This window comes from Delftia sp. NA_296.1 (genome assembly GCF_052692095.1).
Genome location: NZ_JBQZGF010000010.1, coordinates 253,143 through 265,856, shown reverse-complemented (window position 1 = coordinate 265,856; position 12,714 = coordinate 253,143). Strand labels below are relative to the sequence as shown.

Genomic DNA, 12,714 nt, shown 5'->3' with positions numbered 1-12,714 from the left:
GCCTGGCGCAGCTTCCCCAAACTGGGAAGCCAGGAGAGCGGCGCCGCCGGCCGATCCGGTGGCTGCAAACCCCAGCGTTTCCTGCGAGGCCCGCATGCTGAAGAATCCCGCGTCCCGATACCTTCCCTTCCCTGCCATCGACCTGCCCGAGCGCCAATGGCCCTCACGCCAGCTGAGCCAGGCGCCCGTGTGGCTGTCCACCGACCTGCGTGATGGCAACCAGGCCCTGTTCGAGCCCATGAACCGCGAGCGCAAGCTGCGCCTGTTCCACGAACTGGTGCGCATAGGCTTCAAGGAGATCGAGGTGGGCTTTCCCTCGGCCTCGCAGACCGACTACGGCATCGTGCGCCACCTGATCGACAACGGGCTGATCCCCGGCGACGTGACGCCCATGGTCATCACCCAGCTGCGCGAGGACCTGATCCGCGCCACGGTGGACAGCGTGGCCGGAGCGCGGCGCGCCATCGTGCACTTCTACAACGCCATTGCCCCGGCCTGGCGCGAGATCGTCTTCGGCATGCAGGTGCCCGAGATCATCGCCATGGTGGAGCACCACATCGCCCTGCTGCGCGAACTGACCGATGCCCACCCCGAGACCGAATGGGTTCTGCAGTACTCGCCCGAGACCTTCTGCATGGCCGAGCTCGACGTGTCGCTGGCCGTGTGCAACGCAGCCATCCGCGCCTGGGATGCAGGCCCCGCGCGGCCCATGATCATCAACCTGCCGACCACGGTGGAGGTGAGCACGGCCAATGTCTTCGCCGACCAGATCGAGTGGATGCACCGCCGCCTGGAACGGCGCGAGCACATCGTGCTGTCCGTGCACCCGCACAACGACCGGGGCACGGGCGTGGCCTGCGCCGAGCAGGCGCTGCTGGCCGGCGCCCAGCGCGTGGAAGGCTGCCTGTTCGGCAACGGCGAGCGCAGCGGCAACCTCGATGTGGTGACGCTGGCGCTGAACCTGTACACGCAGGGCATCGCGCCGGGCCTGGATTTCTCGGACATCGCCGCCGTGGCGCGCATTGCGGAGGAATGCACGGCCCTGCCCATCCACCCGCGCCACCCCTATGTGGGCGACCTGGTGTTCACGGCGTTCTCGGGCTCGCACCAGGATGCCATCGCCAAGGGCTTTGCGGCGCAGCGGCCCGATGCGCCCTGGCGCGTTCCCTACCTGCCCATCGACCCGCAGGACCTGGGCCGCACCTACGACAGCATCGTTCGCGTCAACAGCCAGTCGGGCAAGGGCGGCATCGCCTTTTTGCTGCAGCGCGACCATGGCGTGACCATGCCGCGGCGCATGCAGGTGGAGTTCAGCGCCGTGGTGCAAAAACAGGCGGACGCCTGCGAGGCCGAGCTGGCCAGCGACGACCTGTGGAAGCTGTTCGAGGCGACCTACCTCGCACCCCTGCAGCGTCCCTGGCACTACCGCAGCCACCACCTGTTCGACAGCGCCCAGGGCCAGGGCATTGCGCTGGAAGTGGTCCGGCCAGACGGCCTTCGGCTGCAGCTGTATGGCGAAGGCAGCGGCCCCATCGATGCCGTGGCCGCCGCCATCGGCCAGCACCTGGGCGTGGCGCTGCGCATTGACCACTACGAGGAACGCAGCCTGGGCCAGGGCGCCGGGGCCATGGCGCTGGCCATCGTCGAGGCCGCCCTGCCCGGCGTGGCGGGCACGCGCTTCGGCGCGGGGCGCCATGCCAACATCGTGACCGCGTCCATCCTGGCCGTGCTGCATGCGGCGGGCCGGCTGGTGGCGGCGCAGCCGGAAAGCCGGCGCGTACCTGCCCAAGCCTGAGGCGCAGCCTGAAAGGAAAAAGGACCGCCGAGGCGGTCCTTTTTTCGTGCGGCTTTTGCCGGTTCAGCGAACGGCACCCGGATAGGTTCCGGGCAGCAGGATGCTGCGGTCCACGGTATCGATCTGCGTATGGCCGCAGAAGGCCATCGTGGTCTCCAGCTCCTTCTGGATGATCTGCAGTGCACGCGTCACGCCGTCCTGGCCGTAGGCGCCCAGGCCGTAGAGGAAGCTGCGGCCGATCATCGTGCCCTGGGCGCCCAGGGCACGCGCCTTGAGCACGTCCTGGCCGCTGCGGATGCCGCCGTCCATCCAGACCTCGATGTCCTTGCCCGCCGCTTCGGCAATGCCGGGCAGCGCCTCGATGGACGAGGGTGCGCCGTCGAGCTGGCGGCCGCCGTGATTGCTGACGATGAGCGCATCGGCGCCGCTGTCGGCCGCCAGTCGCGCGTCCTCGGCGTCCATGACGCCCTTGAGGATGAGCTTGCCGCCCCAGAGCTTCTTGATGCGCTCCACATCGCCCCAGTTCAGGCTGGGGTCGAATTGGCTGGCGGTCCACGACGACAGCGAACTCATGTCGGCCACGCCATCCACATGGCCGACGATGTTGCCGAAGGTGCGGCGCTTGGTGCCCAGCATGCCCAGGCACCAGTGCGGCTTGGTTGCCAGGTTGGCCAGGTTGCGCAGCGTGGGCTTCGGGGGCGTGGACAGGCCGTTCTTGATGTCCTTGTGGCGCTGGCCCAGGATCTGCAGGTCCAGCGTCAGCACCAGGGCCGAGCAGTTGGCGGCACGGGCGCGCTCGATCAGGCGCTCCATGAACCGGCGGTCGCGCATCACATAGAGCTGGAACCAGAACGGATGGCGGGCCGTGTGCTCGGCAATGTCCTCGATGGAGCAGATGCTCATGGTGGACAGCGTGAACGGAATGCCGAAGGCCTGGGCCGCGCGCGCGCCCAGGATCTCGCCATCGGCGTGCTGCATGCCGGTCAGGCCCGTGGGCGCAATGGCCACGGGCATGGCCACCTGCTGGCCGATCATGGTGGTGCGCGTGCTGCGCCCCTCCATGTTCACGGCCACGCGCTGGCGCAGCTTGATCTTCTGGAAGTCGTCCTCGTTGGCGCGGTAGGTGCCCTGGGTGTAGGAGCCCGAGTCGGCATAGTCATAGAACATGCGCGGCACGCGGCGCTGGGCCACGACGCGCAGGTCTTCGATGCAGGTGATTTTGGAAAGGTCGGTGGACACGTTTTCTGGCTTTCTGGAACCCGCATGCCGCGGGACTGCCGAGCATGGTAGTGCGCAGGGCGCATTCCAGTCACCCGTTCGGGTTTGAAGTGATTTGTGCGCCGATTGAAATTTTCTCTCTCGCAGCCCAACCGAGGGCTAACGCTAGTGTGCCAACCAGCCATGAGAGCGACGATCCGCCCCGCACAACATCCTAAAAACTCTTCAGGAGACGCTCCTATGGTTTGGCAGCAGGTCTACGACCCTCTTTCCAACATGTGGCTGTCCACACTGCTCGCGGCCATCCCGGTCGTGGTCATGCTGGTGGGATTGGGCTTTTTGCACATGAAGGCCCACCTGGCGGCCGGCGCCGGGCTGATTGCGGCGCTGGTGATCGCGGTCTTCGTCTACAACATGCCGGCAGGCATGGCCGGGCGCGCGGCGCTGTTCGGCGGCTTCACGGGGCTGCTGCCCATCGGCTGGATCGTCCTGAACATCATCTTCCTGCACCAGCTGACCGAGAAGAACGGCAGCTTCAAGATCCTGCAGGACTCCATTGCCGGCATCACCGAGGACAGGCGCATCCAGCTGCTGCTGATCGCCTTCGCCTTCGGCGCCTTCTTCGAGGGCGCGGCCGGCTTCGGCACGCCCGTGGCCGTGACGGCGGCCATCCTCATCGGCCTGGGCTTTTCGCCGCTGGCCGCCTCGGGCCTGTCGCTGATCGCCAATACCGCGCCCGTGGCCTTCGGCGCGCTGGGCACGCCGGTGATCACGCTGGCCAAGGTGCACGGCTACGACCTGATGGAAGTCACGGCCATGGTCGGCCGCCAGCTGCCGTTCTTCTCGGTGCTGGTGCCGTTCTGGCTGATCTGGGCCTTTGCCGGGCGCAAGGCCATGATGGAGATCTGGCCCATCATTTTGGTGACCGGCGTGTCCTTCGCCATTCCGCAGTACCTGGTGTCCAACTTCATCGGCCCCGAACTGGTGGACATCATCGCGGCCATAGTCTCCATGGTCTGCACGGTCGGCTTCCTGCGCATGTGGCAGCCCAGGACCATCTGGCGCTCGACCTCGCTCAAGGGCCATGAGAACAGCGGCGGCGAGGCCCAGGCGCCCCGCGCCGTGACCCAGCACCCGCGCGCCGACGTGATCCGCGCCTGGACGCCCTGGGCCATCCTCACGGTCTTCGTCTTCATCTGGGGCCTGCCCTCGGTCAAGGCCGCGCTCAACGGCCTGTTCGCCCCGGCCTTTCCCATGGAAGGCCTGCACAACCTGATCGAGAAGGTGCCGCCCGTCGTGCGCCAGCCCACCAAGGAAGGCGCCATCTACACGCTGAACCTGCTGTCGGCCACGGGCACGGGCATCCTGCTGTCGGCCATCGTGGGCGGCCTGGTCATGAAGTACAACCCCGTGCAACTGGTCAGCCAGTTCGTGCGCACCATCTGGCTGGTGCGCTATTCGCTCATCACCATCGTGCTGATGCTGGCCCTGGGCACGCTGACGCGCTACTCGGGCACGGACACCACGCTGGGCCTGGCCTTCGCCAACACGGGCGTGTTCTACCCCTTCTTCGGCACCCTGATGGGTTGGCTGGGCGTGGCGCTGACGGGTTCGGACACGGCATCGAACGTGCTGTTCGGCGGCATGCAGAAGGTGGCGGCCGAGCAGCTGGGCCTGTCGCCCAACCTCATGGGCGCGGCCAACAGCTCGGGCGGCGTGATGGGCAAGATGATCGATGCGCAGTCCATCGTCGTCGCCTCCACGGCCACGCGCTGGTTCAACCATGAGGGCGACATCCTGCGCTACGTGTTCTTCCACTCCGTCGCCCTGGCCTGCCTGATGGGCATCTTCGTGACGCTGCAGGCCTATGTCTGGCCGTTCCGCCTGATGGTCAATTGAGCCCTGCGCATCTGCGCCAGGCCCCAGCCGCCCGCATGCGCCGGGCGGCTTTTTTACGCCTGGGGCATGCATCGCTGCATCAACAGATGCGCAGCGGCATTTATGGTTGTACCATGCAACCATATTCAAACCCTGCACGGCCCCAAGGAGCACCCATGCCGCAGCACGATCTTTCCCTGGTGGATGGCATCCGCGCCGCCTCGCGCCTGATGGTGCGCGAGCTGGGCTTCATGCAGGCCACGCTGGCGGCCACGGACTACCCGCCCTCGGCCGTGCATGCCATCCTGGAGATCGGCGCACAGGGGCGCATGGCGGCCTCGCAGCTGGCCCAGGCGCTGGGCCTGGAGAAATCCAGCGTCAGCCGCATGGTGCGCAAGCTGGTGGAGGCGGGCGAGCTGAAGGAAGCCGCCGATGGAGAGGATGGCCGCGTCAAGCAACTGGCCCTGACCGCCAAGGGCCGGCGCACGCTGGCCGCCATCGAGGCCTTCGGGCGCCAGCAGGTGACGGCGGCGCTGGACCGCATGCAGGCGCCGCAGCAGCAGGCCGTCGCCCAAGGGCTGGCACTGTACGCCCGGGCGCTGCAGGCGCACCGGCAGGAGGAGCCCCAGCCCGTACCCGCACAGATACAGGTCCTGCCCGGATACCGGCCCGGCTGCCTGGGCCGCATCGTGGACATGCATGCGCGCTTTTATGCGCGCCACGCAGGCTTTGGCGTCTTCTTCGAAAGCCGCGTGGCCAGCGGCCTGGCCGAGTTCGCAGGCCGGCTGGACAAGCCCTGCAACCAGCTGTGGACGGCGCTGGACGGCGACCGCATCGTGGGCTCCGTGGCCATCGATGGAGAGGACCTGGGCAAGCACCCCGAGGACCGTCAGGCGCATCTGCGCTGGTTCATCCTGGAAGACGGCCTGCGCGGCGCCGGCACGGGGCGCCAGCTGCTGCAGCAGGCCCTGGCGTTCTGCGACCAGCAGGCCTTCGAGGCCACCCAGCTGTGGACCTTCCGGGGCCTGGATGCAGCACGCCGGCTCTACGAATCGTCAGGCTTCACCCTGGCCGAGGAATGGCCGGGCCAGCAATGGGGCGAGCCAGTGATCGAGCAGCGCTTCGTGCGGCCACGCCCTGCCGTGGCGGCATGGGCAGGCCAGGCCCCCTGAGTCAGGAGCCCTGCTCGCCCGCCACCAGCACGAAGGCAATGCGCGCAGGCCGGCCCGAGCGGTTGGCCCAGGCATGGTTGGTGCCGCGCTGGATGAGCACGTCACCGGCGCGCAGCACGGTTTCCTGGCGGTCCAGGATGGCGACCAGCTCGCCCTCCAGCATCAGTGCGTAGTCCACGGTATCCGTGCGGTGCATGCCCGGATGCTCGCCGGGCTGCACGTTGCGGTGGGCGTCGCCGTACATGCGTGTAAAGGTGGCATGCAGGGCACGCGCCAGCTCCTGCGGATCGGCAGGTTCGGGCGGAATGTCCAGGATGCGCAGCACCGTGCCATAGGGCGGCGGTGCCACGCCCTGGTGGATGGCAATGGTGTCGGGCGCATTGATCTGCGCGGGTGAGGCATCGGTGCGCCACAGGTTGGTGATGCGGTAGCCGGGGCGTTCCTCGACCAGGCGCACGGCGGGCGAGGCGCCGTCCTCGGCGATGAAGGAGCGGCCTTGTGCGTCGTTGGCCGTGATCACGCGGCGGATGGGGGGCAGGCTGGAATCGGTCATGGATGAAGAGATGGCGGAAAGGAGGTCACTGCGCATGGCGTTCGGCCGCTGCGCCCTGTTTGCGGAATTCGTCGTGGATGCGCCGGTCCCACTGGCGGCGGTCCTGGTGGAAGACCACCTGGTCGCCGCGCTGGGCCACCTGCCTGACGGCATCGGACCGCGCGGCGGCGGCGCAGGCAGCGTCCAGCCGGCCCAGCACCGCCTCGGGCACGCCACGCGGCACGAACAGGCCCGCAAACGATTCCTCCTGCACCGCCATGCCCAGTTCCTTGAAGGTGGGGACCTCGGGGAAGGCCGGGTGGCGGCGCTCCGAGGCCACGGCCAGCAGGCGCAGCTTTCCCGCGCGTATCTGGGGCGCAGCCGAGGCCGCGATGCTGCTGACGAAGTCCAGCCGCCCGGCCAGCAATTCCTGTATCGAGCCGGCATCGCCCTTGTAGGGCACATGCACGAGCTTGAGGCCCTGGTCGCGCTCCAGCTGGTCCATGGCCAGGAAGGGCGCCGAGTTCGGTCCCGGCGATCCGTAGCTCAGCGAGCCCTTCTTCGCCGCCGCCACCAGCTCGCCTATCGTCTTGAAAGGGCTGTCTGCGCGCACGCTGACGCCCAGGATGTTCTCCGTCACGCCGCACAGCGGCTGCACGCTGTCGGGCCCCAGCTTCAGGCCCTTGACGTAGTGGGGCTGCACGGTGATGGGGGTCATGGGCGTGAAGGCCAGCGTCAGCCCGTCGGCGGGCGCCTGGGCCAGCACATTCATGCCGATCACGCCCGAGCCTCCGTCGCGCGAGACCACGACCACGCTCTGGCCCAGCTGCTTGCGGAACTCCTCGGCCAACGTACGCGCCATCACATCGGTGGAGCTGCCCGCCGCCCAGGGGTTGATGAGGGTCAGCGGCCGCGACGGGAACGGCTCCTGCGCGGTGGCCAGGGTGCAGCCCAGCGCCATCAGGGCGCCGAGCCACTTGCGGGTGGTCATGCTGTGTCTCCTTGTCGTTGTGTGATGGCTGCGCATGTTAATTCAGTCAGTCGACTGAATCAATCCATGTCACCACCATGCCATGGTTTGGTGCGGCAAGGGCCTGGCGCTGTCTATGATCCGCAGCCATGACGTCCAGCACCGATGACACCGCGGCCGAGGAACCCCGCGCCCAGGCCCGCGAACGCCTTCTGCAAGCCGCCGAGCAGCTGTTTGCGCGGCATGGCTACGCGGGCACGTCGCTGCGCGCCGTCATGGCGCTGGCCGATGTGGACACGGGCGCCATCCACTACCACTTCCGCAACAAGCTGGGCCTGCTCAAGGCCTTGTTCGAGCAGCGCGTGATGGCCGTCAACGGACAGCGCCATGCGCTGCTGCAAAGGCTGGAGCAGCAGTCGCCGCAGCCCGCCGTGGAGGACATTCTTCGGGCCTTCATCGCCCCCGCGCTGCGCGCCGCCCACAGCGAGGGCGAGGCCGACTTCAACCGCGTCACGGCCCTGTGTTCGGTCGATCCCGACCAGGCAGTCAGGGAGGTGGTTTTTGCCGCCTACGACGAGGCTGCCAAACGCTTTGCGGCCCTGCTGCGCCAGGCTCTGCCGCAGCTGTCACAGCACGATTTCCAGTGGCGCCTGGAATGCATGTACGGCGCCATGATGTACATCCGCTCCGACAACGGCCGAGTCAGCCGCATGCTGGGCGGCGGCCACCGCGCCGACCCCGTGGAGCATGTGATCGACGAGCTGGTGGCCTTCACTGCGGCGGGCTTCCGTGCGGCGGGCCCCCGCGCGGCGCAGTGATCACGACCGGCGCCTGATCAGCGCCCGCCCGCGCGCGAAGCCACCACGCCGGCGCCGCGCACCTCCACCTGCACGCTGTCCAGCACCTGCCCCTTGGCATCGACCAGTTCCAGCCGGTGGCGGCCGGGCCAGGGCATCCAGGCGGCGGCAGCACCCCGGCCGATCTCCTTAGGCGCAGGCTCGGCCGCGCCGGGCGGGGCGGCGCTGACCATGCGCCAGCGCAGGCTGGCGTCCTGCCATTCCTGCGTGGCGGCCGTGCCCGAGGGCCGGGCCGACAGCTGCACGCGCTGGCGGTCTGGCGGAATGTCGGGGTCCAGCGCGAGGATGGTGCCGTTGGCCGGGCGCGCAATGCGCACGGGCGAGGCTGCCGAAGTCCCGCGTGTTGATGCGGATGCGGCAGGCAGGCCGCTGCCCGCCATGGCGAACAGGCTCTGCTGCGTGCCCGCCACGAACCACTCGCTGCGTGCGCTCTCCAGCGGCAGGCCCGAGGCATCGGGGCCGAAGCGCACCGCCTGCTGCAGCACACCCGCCGGCGCCTTGGGCGCGCGGCTGGGTGTGCGGGCATGCAGGAAGCCCATCACGGCGGCCCAGACAGGTGCCGCGCCGCTGGTGCCGCTGACCGAGTGCATGGCCTCGCCGCGCGCATTGCCCACCCACACGCCCACGGTGTAGCGCTGTGACCAGCCCACGGCCCAGTTGTCGCGCATGTCCTTGCTGGTGCCGGTCTTGACGGCCGACCAGAAGCGCGTGGCCAGCACGCTGTCCGTGCCGAAGGTGGGCGCGCGCGCCATGGGATCGGACAGGATGTCGCCCACGATGAAGGCCGCGCGTGCGTCGATGGCCTGCACGGGCGCAGCCGACTTTTGCGCTGCGGACCCCGCGCCCGTGGGCTGCGCCGCCCAGCGCACGGGCGTCAGTTGCCCGCCGTTGGCCAGGGCGCGGTAGGCGTTGGTGAGCTGCAGCAGCGGCACCTCGGCGCTGCCCAGCGCCAGGCTGAAGCCGTGGTAGCCGCCGCTTTCGCGCAGCGGCAGGCCCAGGCGCTGCAGTTGCGAGAAGAAGGCATCGGGCGTGACCATGACCAGGGTGCGCACGGCCGGCACGTTGAGCGAGGATGCCAGCGCCGTGCGCGCCGAGACCCAGCCCTTGAAGCGCCGGTCGTAGTTCTGCGGAATGTAGAGCCCGTTCTGCGTGGGAATGTGGGCCGATGAATCCTCGATCAGCGAAGCCGCCGTCAGCCGCCGCTCGGCAATGGCCTGGGCATAGAGAAAGGGCTTGAGCGTGGAGCCGGGCTGGCGCATGGCCGTGACGCCGTCCACCTCGGCCGCCTGGCTCAATTCGCCCGACGAGCCCACCCAGGCCAGCACCTCGCCCGTGGCGTTGTCCAGCACGACGATGGCGCCGTCCTCCACGTTGCGGCCCTGCAGCTCGCGCAGTTGCTGCTGCAGGCTTTGCACGGCAAAGCGCTGCACGGGCGCGCTCAGCGTGGATCGCACGCGCGCCTGGCCCCTGGACTGCGGCTCGGCCAGCAGTCGGCGCGCCAGATGCGGGGCCTGGCCTTCGCTGGCCGCCCATTGCCGGCGCAGCAGCACGCTGGCGGTGAGCAGTTCCATGGCCGTGCAGTCGCGCGCCGCCGCATCCTCGGGCGCCAGCGACTGCAGCACGCCGCAGGCGCGCCGGCCCACGCGCTCGGGCGAGGCGTTGGGGGCACGCACCAGGGCGGCGGCAATGGCGGCCTCGCGCGCGTCCAGCCCGTGCGCGGCCTTGCCGAACAGAGTGCGCGACAGCGCATCGATGCCCACGATCTCGCCCCGGAAGGGCACCAGGTTCAGGTAGGCCTCCAGGATCTGGTCCTTGCGCCAGCGCCGGTCCAGCACCTGGGCCGACACGGTCTGGCCCAGTTTCTGCACCACGCTGCGCCCGCCCGGGCCCTGGCGCCAGTCGCCATCCAGCAGGCCCGCCAGCTGCATGGTGATGGTGCTGGCGCCGCGCGTGCGCTGGTTCCAGAGGTTGCCCCAGGCGGCGGAGGACACGGCCGCCCAGTCCACGCCGCTGTGCTCGTAGAAGCGCTTGTCCTCGCTGAGCACCAGGGCCGTGCGCAGCGCGGGCGAGATGTCGGCCAGGGCCACCCAGTCGCCACGGCGCACGCTGGCGTCGGTGCGCTGGCGCTGCAGCACCTCGCCCTCGCGCGAGAGCAGTTCGGTCTCGGAGGAACGGTGGCCTTCGCGGACCTCGGAAAAGCTGGGCAGCGCCTGGGCGGCACCTGCCGCCGCGAACAGCAGCGCGGCCGCCAGGGCCGCGCGGGGAAGACGCATGAAGGGAGAAGGTCGCCGGGATTCGATCATGGAGCCGGCATTGTCCGCCTTTGCACCAGCGGCTCAGGAAGAATGGCGTATGCCCTTCTTGAGCTTGAAGGACAGCAGCACCATGAGCACGCCGAAGACCACCGCATACGTGGCCAGCACCCAGAGCATGGCCATCATGCCCGCGCCCGGCTGGGCCAGCACGAAGGCGCCGAACAGCACGGACAGCACGCCGCCCAGGATCAGCAGCCACTCGCCCGTGATCTCCTTGCGCAGCCGCACGGCCGCCACGATCTGCAGCAGGCCCGTGACCAGGGCCCAGGCGCCGATGTACAGCGTCATCACCAGCGCCGTGACGCCGGGCGCGACCACGGTGAGCACGCCCACCACCACGCCGGCCAGGCCCCACAGCAGCAGCACCCACCAATGGCGCATCTGGTCGCGCCCCTGGATGGCCGAGTACACGCCCAGCAGGCCATCGACAAAGGTGAAGGCACCGAAGGTCAGCACCAGCGCTGCCAGCGATACCGCCGGCTGCGCCCAGGTCAGCACGCCGAAGGCGATGGCGACCAGGCCGCGCAGCAGCAGCACCCACCAGGTGCGGTGAAGAATCGTGGACAGCGGATTGGGGCTCATGGATGCTCCTTCAAAACAGTCCCCATGACCTTGGAGCAGGCCCGCCACACTGTCTGTAGGCCAAGGCCGGCTTGGCGGCGGACCCTGACCTGGATCAAGCCAGCTGCAGCAGCACGGGCTGGTGGTCCGAGAGCCTTGTGTCGCTGTCCACGGCCCAGCCACGCACATGGCCGCGCAGGCTGTCGCTGACCCAGGCGAAATCGCAGGCGCCGGGCTCGGGACCCCACTGGCGGTCGAACAACCGGAAGGTGGGTGGCTGGGGCTGGTCCGGGTGCAGCACGCTCCAGCTGTTGTGCCACTGGCCGGCGCTCAGGGCGCCCTGCTCGCCGGCCGCCCAGGGGGCGGACAGGCCGGCGTATTCGTCCTCGTGCGGCTCGAAGTTGAAGTCGCCGCAGAGCACGGCATGCGGCGTGTGCGGCTTGGTCTGCTGGGGCGAGCCGTCGCTGGCGGGCTGGGGCGGCGCCTCGGCCTGGCCCAGGGCCTCGATCTGCAGGGAACGCAGCGCCAGCGCCTGGGCCATGCGCTGGCGGCGCGAGAAATATTCGAGGTGGGTGCTCATCACCCGCACGGGGCCCAGCGCGGCATCCATCACCGTGGCCGCCGTGCAGCAGCGCGGCATGCTGCGCACGCCGCCATCGTGCGGATACGGCAGGCGGTGGTGGGCCAGTTGCAGCACCGGCAGGCGCGTGGCCACCAGGTTGCCGAAGCGCTGCCGGCCCACGGCCGTGAACTCGTCCACGGCGGCGCCGAAGAAGACCTTCCAGCCTTCGGGCAGGGCCTGGCGGATCTGCGCCACCTGGTCGCCGGGCGCGCCCTGCAGGCCGGGATAGTGGATGGCGATTTCCTGCAGGCACAGCACGTCGATATTGGCCATGGACAGCGCATGCGCCACGATGCGCTCCGGGTCCATGCGGCCGTCCAGGCCCAGGCACCATTGGGTGTTCCAGGTGAGGATCTGCATCATGCGGGCAGCGGCTCGCGCAGCTGGAACAGGTTGCCTTCGGGGTCCATGGCGTTGCAGACGCGAAAGCCCGGACCCTGCCAGGACTGCTCCCACAGCTGGCCGCCATGGGCGATGACCAGGGGACGAACGGCCGCGAAGCTGGTCACGGTGGCAAAGAATTTGAGGGCCACGTTCTCGCGCGGCTGGGGTGGCTCGGTGATGGTGATGTGCCGCGCAATCGCCTCGGGAATGGCGTGCAGCACCAGTTGCAGGTCCGGCGACTGCAGCACCATGAGCTCGCTGGTGTGGTGCAGCATGCGCATGGCCAGCACCTCCATGTAGAACAGCGCCAGCCGGTCAGGCTGCTTGGCGTAGATGAACAGACCTGCGGATGCGGGACCGGACATGGTGGACCTCGGGGTGAAAGGCTGGGACAAGGAACTTTAGCACCG

At 69.0% G+C, this 12,714-nt stretch carries 11 protein-coding genes; 4 read left to right on the top strand and 7 right to left on the bottom strand.

Annotation, left to right across the window (positions count from 1 at the left end):
• The first annotated feature begins 94 nt into the window (after window positions 1–94).
• Window positions 95–1,795 (top strand): 2-isopropylmalate synthase, encoded by a 1,701-nt coding sequence (locus ACUTR7_RS23610; protein ID WP_445609938.1) that lies wholly within the window; start codon window positions 95–97, stop codon window positions 1,793–1,795.
• A gap of 63 nt (window positions 1,796–1,858) precedes the next feature.
• Here ACUTR7_RS23610 and ACUTR7_RS23605 read toward each other — a convergent pair whose 3' ends face one another.
• A complete protein-coding gene (locus tag ACUTR7_RS23605) occupies window positions 1,859–3,034 on the bottom strand; it encodes an alpha-hydroxy acid oxidase (protein ID WP_034396710.1) in 1,176 nt (391 codons plus the stop codon).
• Between the two features lie 219 nt (window positions 3,035–3,253).
• On the opposite strand from ACUTR7_RS23605, the gene ACUTR7_RS23600 reads away from it, so the two are divergent.
• Complete coding sequence (locus tag ACUTR7_RS23600) at window positions 3,254–4,912, top strand: L-lactate permease (protein WP_013800968.1); 1,659 nt, start codon at window positions 3,254–3,256, stop codon at window positions 4,910–4,912.
• Window positions 4,913–5,067: 155 nt separating this feature from the next.
• Window positions 5,068–6,063: a bifunctional helix-turn-helix transcriptional regulator/GNAT family N-acetyltransferase gene (locus ACUTR7_RS23595; protein ID WP_445609937.1), complete on the top strand. Its 996-nt coding sequence runs from the start codon at window positions 5,068–5,070 to the stop codon at window positions 6,061–6,063.
• A 1-nt stretch (window position 6,064) separates the two neighbouring features.
• Here ACUTR7_RS23595 and ACUTR7_RS23590 read toward each other — a convergent pair whose 3' ends face one another.
• Window positions 6,065–6,616: a cupin domain-containing protein gene (locus ACUTR7_RS23590; RefSeq protein ID WP_012207095.1), complete on the bottom strand. Its 552-nt coding sequence runs from the start codon at window positions 6,614–6,616 to the stop codon at window positions 6,065–6,067.
• A gap of 25 nt (window positions 6,617–6,641) precedes the next feature.
• The gene (locus tag ACUTR7_RS23585) at window positions 6,642–7,586 is read right to left on the bottom strand and encodes a tripartite tricarboxylate transporter substrate binding protein (protein WP_012207096.1); all 945 of its coding nucleotides are present in this window, start codon (window positions 7,584–7,586) and stop codon (window positions 6,642–6,644) included.
• A gap of 128 nt (window positions 7,587–7,714) precedes the next feature.
• On the opposite strand from ACUTR7_RS23585, the gene ACUTR7_RS23580 reads away from it, so the two are divergent.
• A complete protein-coding gene (locus ACUTR7_RS23580) occupies window positions 7,715–8,383 on the top strand; it encodes a TetR/AcrR family transcriptional regulator (RefSeq protein WP_445609936.1) in 669 nt (222 codons plus the stop codon).
• Window positions 8,384–8,400: 17 nt separating this feature from the next.
• On the opposite strand, the gene pbpC is transcribed toward ACUTR7_RS23580, so the two are convergent.
• The 4 genes from pbpC to ACUTR7_RS23560 form a co-directional block, all read right to left on the bottom strand.
• Window positions 8,401–10,725: a penicillin-binding protein 1C gene (pbpC, locus tag ACUTR7_RS23575; RefSeq protein ID WP_445609935.1), complete on the bottom strand. Its 2,325-nt coding sequence runs from the start codon at window positions 10,723–10,725 to the stop codon at window positions 8,401–8,403.
• 33 nt (window positions 10,726–10,758) lie between these two features.
• The gene (locus tag ACUTR7_RS23570) at window positions 10,759–11,319 is read right to left on the bottom strand and encodes an HdeD family acid-resistance protein (RefSeq protein WP_012207099.1); all 561 of its coding nucleotides are present in this window, start codon (window positions 11,317–11,319) and stop codon (window positions 10,759–10,761) included.
• A gap of 94 nt (window positions 11,320–11,413) precedes the next feature.
• On the bottom strand, window positions 11,414–12,283 hold the full coding sequence (locus tag ACUTR7_RS23565; protein ID WP_445609934.1) for an endonuclease/exonuclease/phosphatase family protein: 870 nt from the start codon (window positions 12,281–12,283) through the stop codon (window positions 11,414–11,416).
• Window positions 12,280–12,669 (bottom strand): VOC family protein, encoded by a 390-nt coding sequence (locus ACUTR7_RS23560; RefSeq protein ID WP_012207101.1) that lies wholly within the window; start codon window positions 12,667–12,669, stop codon window positions 12,280–12,282. Before ACUTR7_RS23560 ends, ACUTR7_RS23565 begins: the two co-directional genes overlap by 4 nt.
• Between the last annotated feature and the right edge of the window lie 45 nt (window positions 12,670–12,714).